The sequence below is a fragment of the Bacillus bruguierae genome, from assembly GCF_037104725.1.
In the GTDB taxonomy this organism is placed as follows: domain Bacteria; phylum Bacillota; class Bacilli; order Bacillales; family Bacillaceae_G; genus Bacillus_A; species Bacillus_A bruguierae.
Genome location: NZ_JBAWSX010000007.1, coordinates 14,069 through 28,501, shown reverse-complemented (window position 1 = coordinate 28,501; position 14,433 = coordinate 14,069). Strand labels below are relative to the sequence as shown.

The following is a 14,433-nucleotide window of genomic DNA, read 5'->3' as shown; positions in this document are numbered from 1 at the left end:
TTTTTCTAGGGTAAATTCGGAAATTATTAGTGCAATACAATATTTTGAAGAGCATGTTCTAAAGTAGCATAAGAATGTGTATATCCGTGTTGTATTGCCTTTTGAGGTAATGCTCTTTGTCCTTGTAAAATAAGGATGCTCATTTCGCCGAGCAGGGTTTTAAGTGCAATCGCAGGTACTGACAACCAATGTGGTCGATGCAGCACAGTCGCGATTGTTCTTCCAAATTCCTGCATTGTTACAGGGTGAGGAGCTGTAATATTGAATGCACCGCTTATTTCCTTTGTGTGAATCACAAAATCAATCATTCGAACAACATCTTCAAGGTGAACCCAAGAAAGTAATTGATTTCCCGAACCGATTGTTCCTCCAATCAAGAGTTGATATGGAAGTAACATTTTCGGTAGTGCTCCTCCATCTTTGCCAAGAACAATACCGAAGCGCGTATAAATAGTACGAATACCAAGGTCGGCTGCTTTACTCGCTTCTTCTTCCCATAATTGTACTGTAGTGGCTAAAAAATCATTCCCTTGTTTGGAATGATCTTCTGTAAATGTAACTGTCTCTGATGTACCATAATAGCCAATTGCACTTGCATTGATAAACGTGTTTGGGTATTGGCGTAATGTTTGTAATTGTTTAATTAAGCCCCTTGTCGTGTTTAAACGACTATTTATAATTGTTTCTTTCTGTTTCTTAGTCCAGCGACCATTATTAATAGATTCTCCGGCAAGGTTAATAACGATATCAACGGAAGGAAGCGGGAATTCTGCAGCATTAGCATTCCATTTTATATACTGAATATTTGCAGGGGAATGATTTTCTCTTAATTGACGTGTCAGGATGTATACGGTATGTCCTTTGCTTGTTAAATATAAAGTGAGTGCTTTTCCAATAAAACCTGTTCCTCCAGAAATAGCAATTTCCAAGAGAAATCCCTCCTCATTATATATATTCAAGAAATTCAAATTTGTTTCATGTATGTTAAAATGATATTGAGGTGAAATTTATGGCTGTCATTACAAAAATAGAAGTACAAAAACGAACGAAAGAAAGATTTAATATTTACATTGATAAAGGTCATGGAGAAGAATATGGTTTCAGTGTTGATCAAGTGACCTTAATAAAGCATGGGCTTCAAAAAGGTTTGGAATTTGATGATATTGAATTAACAAATATTTTATATGATGAAGAAGTACAAAAAGCATATTTATATGCAATTACTTATTTATCGCATCAAATGAGAACGAAGCAAGAAGTAGAAGAGCAATTACGGAAAAAAGAAATTGGACAGGCCATCATCTCTGAAGTTATTTCAAAACTATTACGTGACCGTTATATTAATGATAAAGAGTATGCAATTGCATATGTGCGTACGCATAGCAATGTGAGCCAAAAAGGACCAATTGTAATTAGACGTGAACTGTTAAGTAAAGGGATTTCGGATGTAATGATTACCCATAGTTTACAGGAGTATCCCGAGGAGAAGCAAATTGAAAATGCTCTTGTACTTATAGAAAAAAAGAAAAAGTCTTACCAAAAACATTCTTTTCTACAAATGAAACAAAAATTAGAAGAGATGTTAGTACGCAAAGGGTATGGGCGTGATATCATTCAAATTTGTTTAGAAGAACTAAAAGATGAAAAGGATGATAAAAAACAAGAAGAAGCTCTTATATATCATGGTAATAAATATCATGAAAAATATAAGAAATATGATGGTTGGACGTATGAAAATAAGATGAAGCAAGCGTTATATCGAAAGGGATTTTCGATTGATGAAATAGAAGTGTTTATTCAAATGAAACGTGAAGAGAGATGAGGGAGAAAAACATGAGAAATATGCCAAAGCGCTATAGTGAGATGACACCACATGAATTAAGAGAAGAAATTGGCATTTTAAAAGAGCGAGCAGTAAAAGCAGAACAACTTGGCATTGTAAATGAATTTGATGTTTTAATGAGAAAAATTGCGATGGCACGTGCTTATATGACAGATATAAATGAATTTCAGGTTGGCGAAACATATGAACTTGTAGAAGAACCAGGGACATCGTTTACGATTACGTATTTTAATGGGGTATTTGCTTGGGGGCACAAACAAAATGAAACAGAGGAAATTGGAATTCCTATTTCGTTATTGCAAAAGAAGTGAAAACTAGAGAGCCTTGGCTGCTCTAGTTTTCACTTTTTGTAATTGTTAAAGGAGATAGGCAGTTAAAATTGACGTTTTCTCATCTCATTTGCCAAAATAATGAGAGATTGCGTTTGCTGCGTTTGTCCATTTACTTGCGCTTTTGCATGTTTTGGACGAGCCCACGTTGGAGCGAATAATTCAGAATGACGGTCTAAATGGTTACGATAGCTCATTTTATCACCTCGTATAAGAAGTTATCGATAAACATTTATGCTTCTTCTTGATTAGCGGCACGCATTCGCTCTTGTGGATGCGTGTTAATAGTGCCGTTAGGTCGTTTCGAAGCAAAACGAGCTTTTGCTTGTGTAGGACCGTTGATTTTGCTGTTGTTTTTGGATTCAGACCAAATTTCAGATTGTTTGCCCAAGAGGAACTCCCCCTCGCTACAAATTGATACAAAAAGTATCACTTATAGATTGTGCAATGTGAGAGAAAATATTCTAGAGAAATACAAATAAAAAAACGATATAAAAACTATACAAAAAACCCCTTTCTTTTAGGTGGGCGAGAGCAACTGGCCACGCGTAGAAGCGGTCATGTTGTGTTTTGCATAGCCGTGACTTATATATTGAAAAAAATGAATGAATTGACTAAAGGAGATATAACATGAACGATATTTTTGAAAAATTAACGAAAGAACTTCTTGAAAAAAATACTTCTCTTTCTTACTCTCAAGCACGTACTTGGATTGAATTGTTATGGGAGGACTTTGGTGCGACATATGCAAAAGTAGGAACGTATCAAGGAATTGAAATGACAGAAAAAGTTGTGCGAGCGTGGATTAACAACCAAGGGGCGCGTTTACATGAAATACAAACGAATAATCCAAAGTACAGTCATTTAATTAATCAAGAAAATCATGTAAAACATTAAAAAAACGACCAATTTTGGTCGTTTTTTTAATGGGGAATTAATTCTAACTTTTTGCGTAGTTTTTCTTCGCTGAAAATCCATCCTGTGTATGAACTCATAATTTCAAAATCTTTATTCAGCTGAACAATGGCAACAAACGGATAATAATCTTTGCTGCGGTAGCGCAGATCAATAAAGCGAACTTCATAATAATCGTTGTATTCAAAAATATCCCAGCGATAGACAGGAGAAAATGATAAGAATGCTGAAATGTTTTCATCTTTTTGAGCGGCACGAATGACATCGTTATCAGGTAATGGAATGCGCTCGAATTTATCATGAACCATAATACTACCGCGATGCCAACGGGCAACAAAATAATGATCTTTTGTAACAATAGCTAAGTGATAATGATAAAAGCGGTATGACGGTGAAATGATGACTTGTTCAACGTCACGGAACCGTTTCTTTACGACATTCTTTACATTTTGGCGCATCATAATTCGGCCAATATAATAAATGGTCATTAAAATATAAGCAGCTGCTCCGGCATAACCTTTATTTGCACCGACAAGCATACAGGCAATTGCTAATGTATGAATGAAAAAAATCACTACATCAAATGTATTAATAACACCTAGTGCTACCCATTTCTTAGTGAAAGGTCGTAGTGCTTGTGTACCATATGCATTGAAAATATCAACAAAAACATGAAGAAACACAGCAATAAATGTCCATAGAAGAATGTGAAGATAGGGAGGGCTTTGAAATACTGCAAAAGTAATCCCACTAACAAAAAATGACCAAAAAATAACGGCCGGGATAGAATGAGTAATCCCGCGATGATTTCGAATATATTTTGCATTGTTTCTTAATTTTAAAACAGTATCAATATCAGGGATGTTTGAGCCGACAATTGTTGCAAACATCACAGCTTGTGGTCCGAAGTCACTTTGACTGAGCGCTGGATCTAGCGTTGCTAAGCTTCCTAATGTAACGCCCATGACAAGATGAGTGGCTGTGTCCATGAAAACCACCTCCGTTTTTTATTAATGTAACTCTTTTTATTCTATATCACAAGGCATTTGCCTTTTATTTCTTACAACTACTTACTTAAATTTTCTCCTAAATTCTTTATAATAGTACGTATATGCAAAAAATGAGGGGGATCAAGTTTGAAGCTTGAGATATTAGATGACTTTAACATAGAAAAATTTCGGCATGATTTAATCAGTTGGTTTGAAACAGAACAGCGTGATTTACCATGGCGTATGAATAAAGATCCGTATCGTGTTTGGGTTTCGGAAATTATGCTTCAGCAAACGCGGGTTGAAGCTGTAAAACCATATTACGCAAACTTCATGGAAAAGTTTCCAACGTTAGAAGCGTTAGCTAATGCTGAGGATGAAGAAGTGTTAAAAGCGTGGGAAGGACTTGGTTATTACTCGAGAGCACGTAATTTACACACTGCCGTAAAAGAAGTAAAAGAACAATATGGTGGAAAGGTTCCTAGTGATGTAAAACAAATTGAAAAGTTAAAAGGTGTAGGACCCTATACAAAAGGGGCAATTTTAAGTATCGCTTACGGGATTCCAGAGCCGGCTGTTGATGGAAATGTGATGCGTGTATTATCACGTATTTTGTCAATTTGGGATGATATTGCAAAACCAAAAACACGTAAAGTATTTGAAGATGTTGTTCGTCAAATCATTTCAAAAGAAAATCCATCTTATTTTAACCAAGGGCTGATGGAACTAGGGGCACTTATTTGTATTCCTAAAAACCCATCTTGTCTTCTCTGTCCTGTTCGGGAACATTGCCGCGCGTTTGCAGAAGGAGTACAAAAGGAGTTGCCAGTAAAAAGTAAAGCAAAGGCACCGAAAATGGTGCCGCTTGTTGCCGGTGTCCTGCGTACAGAAGATGGTAAATATGTAGTTAATAAAAGAGAGAGTACAGGATTACTTGCTAACATGTGGGAATTTCCTAATGTAGAAATTGGAGAAGGTATCCGTAATCATAAACAACAATTTACAGACTATATGAAAGAGAAGTTTTCTCTTTCCGTTTCTATTGATGAGTATGCCATGAATGTCCAGCATACATTTACTCATAGAATGTGGGATATATTTGTATTTTACGGCACCGTAACAGGAACCATTGCTGAAGCAGATCGTTTAAAGATGATAACGATCCAAGAATTTGAACAATTACCAATTTCGAAATCACATCGAACAATTTTTGAAGAATGTGTCAAAAAACTCCAACCATAATGGCTGGAGTTTTTTGACATAAATATAACAATTTCTTACAAATATTTCATATTTCCTTAACAAATGACAAATACAATGAAAGCTGTAATGAAAAATGTAAAGGGGGATAGAAAATGTTTAAAAAAGCAATCCGTTCAGCAATTGTAGCAACTTTCTTGCTTCAAACATTAGCTGGGTCAGGCTATGTCACTCTTGCTGAGGAGAAGGAACAAAATCAGCAAGCTTTCATTTCAGAAGTTCATTATACAGATGATCTACGCTATATCGAATTGTATAACTTATCGACGAAAGTTATGGATATGAAGAATGTTCAACTGAAGGTCAATGGAAAAGTGCTAAAATTTAAAGAGGAAAATGAAAAGCAATCTGTACAACCAAAAGAGACGAAGTTAATCTTATTTGGAAATAAAACAGTTAATGAGATTAATGAGCGCTATAAGACAGAAATAAAGGAAGATCAAGTTTTATTTGCTACTGAGGATTTAAGTGATGAACAAATTAGGATTGAAGTAACGAATGAGAAAAATAAAACGGTAGATGTCATTGAAACAAGAAAAGAGAATAAAGATATATCAATTCATTCTTTTTGGAAAGAAACAAAGAAAGAAATAAAAAATGAAATACCATCCCCTGGGACTTACACTACATTCCAATCACACAAAAAAGAAAAAGCATCTACAGAATCCACACAAAAAGAGGCAGTCCAGCCAAACTCCAAACAACTAGAGCCTGCACAAAAAGATAATAATCAAAAAGAAAAGCCATTACAAGAAACAGCGCATGTACCTAAAGTGAAAATTAATGCACATGAGGATTTACCGATTGAGCTTCAGTTAGCAAGTACATACGATGAGGCAAAAGTAAACCTTGTATATCGTAGTGCCTCCGGTTTGTTAGTGAAAAAACTGAAAATGAATAAAGGTGAGAATAATCGGTACTCCACTGTTGTTCAAAAGTCAGATATTTGGTCTGATACGTTTACATATTGGTTTGAAATTGAACAGGGTGGAAAGGTTATTACCTTTCCAGAAAAAGAACAATATGTAAGTACTGTTCAGCATCAAGTAGAAGATTATACAAAGAATAGGCCAGTTATGATTACTGAGCTAATGCCAGATACGATAAATGTAAATGGGAAAGATGGATATGAATTTATAGAGATATACAATAATTCAAGTGAAGCAATACAATTGAAAGATTATAAACTTATTTATCAGTATTCAGAAACTGGAAGTGAAGATTGGAATTTCACAGAAAATGCAACAATCCCATCAAAAGAAACGAGAGTGTTTTGGATTAAAAATGAAGGAAATGCAGGGGTATCAAAACAAGATTTTATTCAAGCGTACGGTGGAAATATAACTGAAGAACAAGTACTTCAAATTGAATCAGATGGGATGTCTAATAGTGCTGGAAGAACCATTCAATTTGCTGATAAGTACGGAACAGTTTTATCATCTGCAACATATGAAAAATCGGATGTAAAGGTTGGTCAGAGTGTTGCTTATGCATACAAGCCTGAAAGTGTTGAAATGCAAAAAGTAGGTTTGTTTGAAAAAGGAACACCTGTTGTGCAAATATCATTTCAAGTACCGTTAGAGCCAGTAAAACAATCAGATCAAGTTGGCGTTACGATTGAGCATACAGCATCACCTACTCATACCGAAGCAAAGGATCTAATTATTACTGCAACGATTAAAGGTGGGGAAAATGTAGCCGTTTTATATACTCAAGATGGCAAATTAACACACAAAAAATTGCAGATGAATAAAGAAGGAAATAGCGATATTTATAAGGTGACAATTCCTCAAAAAGAGCTATGGGGAAACTCATTATTCTATAAAATTGTCGTGCAAGGTAATCAAGAAACAATTGAAAAATCCTATGAAACAAAAATAGAGCATAAAAAAATAGATCCGCAAAGCGTACCGCCATTTTTGATTACCGAAGTGACGCCAGACACGACGAATGTTGGGAAAGCAGATGGATATGAATTTATTGAAGTGTATAACAATAGCGAGCAGGATCTTAATTTTAAGGATTATACAATTCGGTATCGTTATCCATCTGAAGGACCAGAGGGGGATCTCATTTGGGGATCCACTCCAGATGATGTTGTAATTCCATCAGGGCAATCTCTCGTATTTTGGATTATAAATGGTGAAAATAATGAGAAGAATGTAGCTGATTTTAATAAACAATTTGGAGTGAACTTAGTAGAAAATAAAAATATTGTTAGAATATACTCAAATGGAATGGCGAATGGAAGTGCCCGTGGCATTGTCGTTGCAACAAAGACGGGGAAAGAAATTGCAGCTGCCTACTACAATGATCAAGCAAACCAAGCTGATGTGAAAGCAAATAAGGGAATTTTATATCGCTATCCTCAAGATGGCTCACAAATGATGCAAAAGATTAGTAGTGCAGAGCATAATGCATCTCCTGGAACTGTATTCGAAGGGCAAGTACCGGCTGAACGAGTTGCTTTGAAGGCAGATGCAATTCCGCCGACAATTTCACATGAACCGGCAGAAGGGCTAATTTCTGAATTTCAAGATCATAAATTGAGTTTTTCTGTTCTTGATAACGAACAAGTTAAAAGTGTGAAATTATATTACAAAACGAATCCTAATGCAGAATATAAAGTTGAAAATTTAGTAGAGAATCGTGTAGATAAAAAATATTATTATACCATTTACTCACCTGAATTAATTGGAAAAGAGAAAATAACATATTACTTGGAAGCTTCTGATGGCTTACATGTAGTAAAAAGTGATATGTACGCAGTGCAAATAGCTAGTGAGAAAGATAAAGGCCCTCTTCGTCTTAATGTAAAAGATGATGAAGTGGTCGCAAATCAAGTTTTATTAAAAGGAACCTCTTCGTCGGTTGGGTCTGAACAGCTTTCTCTTTTAGTGGACGGAAAGAAAGTAGAGACGAACACATATCGTGCTCTAGAGAAGCCTGCCTATTTTGCTTTCGATGTAAAACAAACTGACTTGTATTTTAAAAACGCAGTCACAATTGGAAATGAAGTGTTGCGTGTATTTGATGATACGTATAGTGATTATGTCACATTAACTGTAAAAATTGATCAATCAAAAATTAAATATAATGAACCGTTCAAAATTGATATTCGATCTGGCACAAAAACGTCTCCATTTGATGATCGAGTGGAAGAGAACAAAGATGATTTTTATTTGAAAAATGTTCGCCTTGTATTAGCGGATGGAACGACTTTATATGATCCGAACTTTGCAAATCCAAATCAGGAGTTATCAGTTGGTGATGGAGATACATCAACACCAGTATTTACGTTCGGATTCCAGGTTCCGGAAGACAAATTTATTTCGAACGCGTATTTATGGGATACAAAACAAGAAAAGGATGGAAATCATCGAATTGCAGTGCAAGATGGGGTAAATAAAGAAGTCATTGCGAATGTAAAAGTTGATAACACACCACCACAGATTTCTACTACGGTACAGAACGAAAAAAAATATAAAGGGAAAATTCCAATCGATGTAACAGTTACGGATGATATAGCAGGAGTAAAAAATAAAAAAGTTATATTGGACGGTAAAGAGATTATAACTCCGTACGAAACATCATCTGCACAATTAGCAGCAGGAAAGCATGAGCTACATGTGGAGGCGGAGGACCAAGTAGGGAATCGTCAAGAAAAGACAGTTATGTTTGAAACCTGGGCAGAAAATCCAACAGATCCTACTCCGATTGCACCTAAAGACGGAGAGGAAAATGTGAATACGAGTCCGACACTTGAAGCGAAAGTAATTGATCCAACAAATGATGCAATGAAGGCAACATTTTATAAAGGGTATTCGTATAAGCCGAATGAAACAGATCATATGAAAATTACCGAAAATGCAATAGAGCAAGAGCCACCACAAGCATTTGCTGTAAATGGTGAGAAAAGCTTTGACCAAGATCAGCTAAGTAAAGTTAGTAAAAAAGATGGGAAATATTATACAACGGAATCAACAGAGAAATTCCCGTACCATCGCTTTGATGTAACAGTTGCTGATGATGTGAGAAATGATGATACGGTAGAAGTAAAGTGGTATGGTCGTTCTCTAGAAGGAAGAAAAGTTACAATGTATGCTTGGAACTATATGACAAATAAGTGGACAGAACTTATATCGAAAATTGCTGGAGACAAGGATTTTGAATTAAAAGGTGCTGTATTAGCAAAAGAATATGTAAAAGATCAAAAAGTAAGTGTTATCGTGCAAGACCAAATTCCAAGTTCACCAAATAAGTTTGATTACACATTTGTATGGATGTCTGATACACAGTATTATTCCGAAAGTTATCCACATATTTATAAAAGTCAGGTTGATTGGATTGCTGCGCAAAAAGATCCATTAAATATTAAATATGTGTTCCATACGGGAGACCTTGTTGATAAGTCATATCAAGAATTTCAATGGCAGCGTGCAGATGAATATATGAAAGTACTTGAGAATGCGAAAGTACCGTATGGTGTGTTGGCTGGGAATCATGATGTAAATCATAAAGATGAGGACTATACAGCATACTCAAAATATTTTGGGGACTGGCGTTTTAAAGATAAGGCATTTTACGGTGAAAGTTATAAGGATAACCGTGGACACTATGATTTGATTTCAGCAAAAGGTAACGATTTTATTATGATGTATATGGGATGGGGCATTACAGATGAAGATATTCAATGGATGAAGGAAGTATTGCAGAAATATCCAAATCGAAAAGTAATTTTATCATTCCACGAATATTTACTTGTATCAGGTAATCGTAGTCCGATTGGCGACAAAATTTTTAATGAAGTAGTTAAACCGAATAAAAATGTGTTAGCTGTGTTGAGCGGACATTATCATGATAGTGAGACATTAGTTGATGAAATTGATGATAATGGGGACGGAATCGCAGATCGTAAAGTATATCAAATGTTAGCGGATTATCAAGGTGGTTCAGAGGGTGGACAAGGTTATATGCGTCTTTTGCAATTTGATACAACCGCAAACAAAATGTATATCAAAACGTACTCTCCATATTTAAATGAATATAATTTTTATAAACCAGAAGAGTATCCAGGAAAAGATGAATTTGAATTAGACGTTGATTTGAAACCTGCGATAAAACAAGTTGCAACAGATTATGTAGAAGTAAACGTGTACACGAATGAAGTAATTGGTAAAGATAATTTTGTAGCAAATTGGCGCAACGCAAAAGTAAAATGGGAGAACTTAAAGGAAAATACGACGTATCAATGGTATATGAAAGTCGAAGACCGATATGGTGGTCAAGTAACTTCACCAGTTTGGTCCTTTACAACAGGTAAGAAAGGTAGGAGATGGAACGTGTTCCCAAGTTAGGGAACACGTTTTTTAAAATCGTAAGAAATTTATCCCGCTATTCGTGGGCAGTAATACCCCCACCTCAAAATTCAGCAAAAGCAAAGAAGGTAGGTGGGAGATAAACTGCCCATAAAAGCCCGATTGGTTCAACTAATAATCAGTGGGGGATGAAGAAAACCCCCACTGATTAAAGTTTCACTTTATGTGCCATTGGTCCAACTAGCTTCGTTTTTTTGTAAACCACCGCGTGCTTCAATTTCTTTTACAATTTCTTTATAAATAGTTTGGCCTTCTACATTTAAGTAGGGCATCATTTGTTGTAAGGAATGATGAAAATAAGCGAGTTCTTCTTGATTCCATTGATCTTTCGGAGTCATTGATAACTCTGTCATATCACGTCCAACATGCATTGTGCAGCACCTCCATCATCATTAGTTTGAATGAATGTTTTTGTCTGTATACGTAAAAAATATTTTTCTTTTCGTATTTTTAACGGATAGGTTCAGTCAAGGATGGTTACATTATTTGTTGTGGAGGTGAGAAAGATGAACAAAAAACAACAAAGTTTAGGTAAAACAACTTCTGGTGCTAGCATTCAAAGCGCAGGTTTTGGAACAGAATTTGCTTCTGAAACAAATGCACAAGAAGTAAGACAACAAAATGCACAAGCAGAAGCTAAAAAATCACAAGCTTCTAGCGTTAGCGCTCAAAGTGCAAGTGCTGGCTATGGTACAGAGTTTGCAACTGAAACAAATGTACAAGCAGTAAAACAACAAAATGCAAAATCAGCAGCAAAAAAATCTTAGTACGAATCAATAACAAAAAACACTTCTCTAATGTAAGGGAAGTGTTTTTTCTTTGTTATGTTTTCATAATTTTACTTTTATGTGAGCCGACATAACTTCTAATAAGTCAACAAATGTAGTCAAAGGAGAAGATACGGCTTTATTCGAAAATATGTAATAGTATTTTTAGGGGGGGATGGAATGAAACTGTTTGATGAACTGGTTGAAGAACAATTACGGACGATGGATGAATTATTAAAGTTACAAGTTCATTTAGAAAAATATCAACACCTTGAAAGGAATCAGCAAGATGTGAAGGAACTCTATTTTATTCGCCAAGAAATTCAAAAAACAGAAAGAGCATTAAAAGGTTTACAGTTGAAATTTGAGCAACAAACAGCAGCGGTGATTCATTCTTTTGAAAATGAGAAGATGCTTTCGAACGAAGAGACGATTTCATGAATCGGCTCTTTTGTTTTAAAATTTCGACAGAAACGTTATAATAAAAAGAAAAGTGAATTCGGCTCAATATGTTTGAAAAAGAAATAAAAAAGGCACTGTATCTCAAATAACAACTTTAGAAGAGCTTTCACGACGAAAGAAGGGAGAAAGTATGGGGTTTCCCAAAGAAGGAGAAAAAATACAAATACATAGTTATAAACATAATGGTTCTATTCATAGAATGTGGGAAGAGACAATAGTTTTAAAAGGGACACAAAGTTGTGTTATTGGAGCAAATGATCGCACTGTCGTAACAGAAGCTGATGGGCGCACGTGGATTACTCGTGAACCGGCTGTTTGTTATTTTCATTCAAATTATTGGTTTAATATTATTGGCATGCTAAGGCAGGAAGGTGTGTACTACTATTGTAATTTAAGTTCGCCATTTGCCTATGATTATGAAGCATTAAAATATATTGACTATGATTTAGACATTAAAGTGTATCCAGATATGACCTATACGTTGTTAGATGAAGATGAGTATGAAAAACATCGTGAGCTTATGAATTACCCACCTGTAATTGACACTATATTAAAGAGAAACGTTGAGTATTTAACGCAATGGATTCATCAGCGAAAGGGGCCATTTGCTCCTGATTTTATTGATATGTGGTATGAACGATATTTAATGTATAGAGATTAAAGAAAAACCTGCTCGGGCATCCAGCAGGTTTTGTCCTTTTAACATGAGGGGGAGTGGCATGAAAGGAATAAAACGGTATCTACAATTTGTAAAGCCATATCAGTGGCTCATTACGATTACTATCGTAATAGGTCTTATTAAATTTGGTATTCCGCTTATTATGCCGTGGTTATTAAAGTATATTATTGATGATATTATTCAAGGAGGAAGTTCAATAGAACAGAAAACATCTCAATTATTTGTAGCTACCGGGATTGCATTGTTTATTTTTGCGGTATTACGTCCTCCCATTGAATATTATCGTCAATACTTTGCGCAGCGTATTGGAAATGCAGTGTTGTATGATTTGAGAAAGCATATTTTTGCGCACTTACAAAGATTAAGTTTACGTTATTATTCCAATACGAAGACTGGCGAAATTATTTCACGTGTGATAAATGATGTTGAGCAGACGAAAGACTTCGTTATTACGGGATTAATGAATGTATGGCTTGATACAGCAACGATTTTTATTGCAATTGCGGTTATGTTTTCGATGAATATGAAATTAACGCTTGTTTCTTTACTTGTATTACCCGTTTATGTAGTTGCAGTCAAATATTTTTTTAGTCGCCTTCGAACATTAACACGTGAGCGTTCACAAGCGTTAGCGACGATGCAAGGATATTTACATGAGCGTATTCAAGGTATGCAAGTGACACGAAGTTTTGCTTTAGAGGAGTATGAAAAAGAAAAATTTCAAGAGAAGAACAGCAAGTTCTTAACGAAGGCATTAGCACATACGAGCTGGACAGCAAGGACATTTTCTACCGTAAACACGTTAACGGATCTAGGACCTTTAATCGTAATCGCTTTTTCTGCCTATGAAGTCATTCATGGATCGTTAACGCTCGGTACAATGGTAGCTTTTGTTGGATACATGGATAGTTTATATAGTCCGTTGCGTCGTCTTGTAAACTCTTCGACAACGCTTACACAAGCTTTTGCCTCCATGGATCGTGTTTTTGAATTATTAGATGAAGAATATGATATTATAGATTGTCCAGATGCTATTACGAAGAGGTCCATGCGCGGCGAGGTTGTATTTGAGGGTGTTTCATTTCGCTACAATGAATATGAACAAGATGTACTCCGAAATATTTCTTTGTCTATTTCACCAGGTGAAAAAGTAGCACTTGTCGGTTTAAGCGGGGGTGGAAAGTCGTCACTTGCAAGTTTGATTCCGCGTTTTTACGACGTTTCTAAAGGGACAATTTATGTAGATAAGGTAGATGTTAGAAATTACAATGTTCGGAATTTACGCAGCCATATTGGTCTTGTCTTGCAAGATAACATTTTATTTAGCGATACAATTAGAGCAAATATTTTATATGGAAGGCCTGAAGCAACGGATGAAGAGGTAGTAGAAGCAGCTAAAGCTGCACATATTCATGATTTTATTGTGAATTTACCAGATGGATATGAAACGGTTGTTGGAGAAAGAGGTGTAAAATTGTCTGGTGGGCAAAGGCAGCGCATCGCCATTGCGCGTGTATTTTTAAAAAATCCGTCATTGCTGATTTTAGACGAAGCTACATCTGCGCTGGATTTAGAAAATGAACGTTATATTCAAGAAGCGCTGCAAACGTTAGCTGCTGATCGAACTACAATTATTATTGCGCATCGATTATCGACAATTACACACGTAGATACAATCATTTATTTAGAGGATGGTGAAATAAAAGAAAAAGGTTCGCATCAGCAATTAATGCAAAAACGCGGTTATTATTATAATTTATATCAAATTCAACATATAAAAGAAACGACCCCTTCGTAATAGGAAAGGGTCG

The 14,433-nt window shown here is 35.5% G+C and carries 14 protein-coding genes; 9 read left to right on the top strand and 5 right to left on the bottom strand.

The genetic code is table 11. The features are described 5' to 3' along the window. Nucleotides 1-26: 26 nt before the first annotated feature. Nucleotides 27-929 (bottom strand): TIGR01777 family oxidoreductase, encoded by a 903-nt coding sequence (locus WAZ07_RS13220; protein ID WP_336472830.1) that lies wholly within the window; start codon nucleotides 927-929, stop codon nucleotides 27-29. Between the two features lie 80 nt (nucleotides 930-1,009). Between WAZ07_RS13220 and recX the strand changes: the two genes are divergently transcribed. After that, nucleotides 1,010-1,822 carry a recombination regulator RecX gene (gene recX, locus WAZ07_RS13215; RefSeq protein WP_336472829.1) on the top strand — a complete coding sequence of 271 codons (813 nt, stop codon included), beginning with the start codon at nucleotides 1,010-1,012 and terminating at the stop codon, nucleotides 1,820-1,822. Nucleotides 1,823-1,833: 11 nt separating this feature from the next. Then, nucleotides 1,834-2,154 (top strand): YfhH family protein, encoded by a 321-nt coding sequence (locus WAZ07_RS13210; protein ID WP_336472828.1) that lies wholly within the window; start codon nucleotides 1,834-1,836, stop codon nucleotides 2,152-2,154. Between the two features lie 62 nt (nucleotides 2,155-2,216). On the opposite strand, the gene WAZ07_RS13205 is transcribed toward WAZ07_RS13210, so the two are convergent. Both WAZ07_RS13205 and sspK read right to left on the bottom strand, forming a co-directional pair. Continuing rightward, entirely contained in the window at nucleotides 2,217-2,369 is a 153-nt protein-coding gene (locus tag WAZ07_RS13205) for a YpzG family protein (RefSeq protein WP_090916962.1), read from the bottom strand. Nucleotides 2,370-2,404: 35 nt separating this feature from the next. Beyond that, nucleotides 2,405-2,563, bottom strand: a complete 159-nt coding sequence (gene sspK / locus WAZ07_RS13200) for a small, acid-soluble spore protein K (protein ID WP_090916964.1) — start codon at nucleotides 2,561-2,563, stop codon at nucleotides 2,405-2,407. Nucleotides 2,564-2,802: 239 nt separating this feature from the next. Here sspK and WAZ07_RS13195 point away from each other — a divergent pair, with 239 nt between their 5' ends. Then, a complete protein-coding gene (locus tag WAZ07_RS13195; RefSeq protein WP_090916965.1) occupies nucleotides 2,803-3,069 on the top strand; it encodes a YfhJ family protein in 267 nt (88 codons plus the stop codon). Nucleotides 3,070-3,095: 26 nt separating this feature from the next. Here WAZ07_RS13195 and WAZ07_RS13190 read toward each other — a convergent pair whose 3' ends face one another. Next, nucleotides 3,096-4,076: a metal-dependent hydrolase gene (locus tag WAZ07_RS13190; protein ID WP_090916967.1), complete on the bottom strand. Its 981-nt coding sequence runs from the start codon at nucleotides 4,074-4,076 to the stop codon at nucleotides 3,096-3,098. Between the two features lie 147 nt (nucleotides 4,077-4,223). Between WAZ07_RS13190 and mutY the strand changes: the two genes are divergently transcribed. Together mutY and WAZ07_RS13180 are read left to right on the top strand one after the other, a co-directional pair. After that, nucleotides 4,224-5,318 (top strand): A/G-specific adenine glycosylase, encoded by a 1,095-nt coding sequence (gene mutY / locus WAZ07_RS13185; RefSeq protein WP_336472827.1) that lies wholly within the window; start codon nucleotides 4,224-4,226, stop codon nucleotides 5,316-5,318. 113 nt (nucleotides 5,319-5,431) lie between these two features. After that, nucleotides 5,432-10,693: a lamin tail domain-containing metallophosphoesterase family protein gene (locus tag WAZ07_RS13180; RefSeq protein WP_336472826.1), complete on the top strand. Its 5,262-nt coding sequence runs from the start codon at nucleotides 5,432-5,434 to the stop codon at nucleotides 10,691-10,693. 182 nt (nucleotides 10,694-10,875) lie between these two features. Here the strand turns inward: WAZ07_RS13180 and WAZ07_RS13175 are convergent, their stop codons facing one another. Next, nucleotides 10,876-11,085 (bottom strand): hypothetical protein, encoded by a 210-nt coding sequence (locus WAZ07_RS13175; protein ID WP_336472825.1) that lies wholly within the window; start codon nucleotides 11,083-11,085, stop codon nucleotides 10,876-10,878. Between the two features lie 120 nt (nucleotides 11,086-11,205). On the opposite strand from WAZ07_RS13175, the gene WAZ07_RS13170 reads away from it, so the two are divergent. From WAZ07_RS13170 to WAZ07_RS13155, 4 genes are all read left to right on the top strand, one after another. Then, nucleotides 11,206-11,481: a gamma-type small acid-soluble spore protein gene (locus WAZ07_RS13170; RefSeq protein WP_336472970.1), complete on the top strand. Its 276-nt coding sequence runs from the start codon at nucleotides 11,206-11,208 to the stop codon at nucleotides 11,479-11,481. Between the two features lie 180 nt (nucleotides 11,482-11,661). After that, nucleotides 11,662-11,922: a YgaB family protein gene (locus tag WAZ07_RS13165; protein ID WP_090916976.1), complete on the top strand. Its 261-nt coding sequence runs from the start codon at nucleotides 11,662-11,664 to the stop codon at nucleotides 11,920-11,922. Nucleotides 11,923-12,073: 151 nt separating this feature from the next. Then, the gene (gene ntdP / locus WAZ07_RS13160; RefSeq protein WP_090916978.1) at nucleotides 12,074-12,604 is read left to right on the top strand and encodes a nucleoside tri-diphosphate phosphatase; all 531 of its coding nucleotides are present in this window, start codon (nucleotides 12,074-12,076) and stop codon (nucleotides 12,602-12,604) included. 58 nt (nucleotides 12,605-12,662) lie between these two features. After that, nucleotides 12,663-14,420 carry an ABC transporter ATP-binding protein gene (locus tag WAZ07_RS13155; protein ID WP_336472824.1) on the top strand — a complete coding sequence of 586 codons (1,758 nt, stop codon included), beginning with the start codon at nucleotides 12,663-12,665 and terminating at the stop codon, nucleotides 14,418-14,420. Nucleotides 14,421-14,433: the final 13 nt, after the last annotated feature.

What these genes read in the sequence shown, in the direction of transcription:
- recX (WP_336472829.1), top strand. Translation starts at nt 1,010, where the DNA reads ATGGCTGTCATTACAAAAATAGAAGTACAAAAACGAACGAAAGAAAGA.
- WAZ07_RS13155 (WP_336472824.1), top strand. Translation starts at nt 12,663, where the DNA reads ATGAAAGGAATAAAACGGTATCTACAATTTGTAAAGCCATATCAGTGG.
- WAZ07_RS13210 (WP_336472828.1), top strand. Translation starts at nt 1,834, where the DNA reads ATGAGAAATATGCCAAAGCGCTATAGTGAGATGACACCACATGAATTA.
- WAZ07_RS13190 (WP_090916967.1), bottom strand. Translation starts at nt 4,076, where the DNA reads ATGGACACAGCCACTCATCTTGTCATGGGCGTTACATTAGGAAGCTTA.
- WAZ07_RS13175 (WP_336472825.1), bottom strand. Translation starts at nt 11,085, where the DNA reads ATGCATGTTGGACGTGATATGACAGAGTTATCAATGACTCCGAAAGAT.
- WAZ07_RS13165 (WP_090916976.1), top strand. Translation starts at nt 11,662, where the DNA reads ATGAAACTGTTTGATGAACTGGTTGAAGAACAATTACGGACGATGGAT.
- WAZ07_RS13205 (WP_090916962.1), bottom strand. Translation starts at nt 2,369, where the DNA reads ATGAGCTATCGTAACCATTTAGACCGTCATTCTGAATTATTCGCTCCA.
- WAZ07_RS13195 (WP_090916965.1), top strand. Translation starts at nt 2,803, where the DNA reads ATGAACGATATTTTTGAAAAATTAACGAAAGAACTTCTTGAAAAAAAT.
- ntdP (WP_090916978.1), top strand. Translation starts at nt 12,074, where the DNA reads ATGGGGTTTCCCAAAGAAGGAGAAAAAATACAAATACATAGTTATAAA.
- WAZ07_RS13180 (WP_336472826.1), top strand. Translation starts at nt 5,432, where the DNA reads ATGTTTAAAAAAGCAATCCGTTCAGCAATTGTAGCAACTTTCTTGCTT.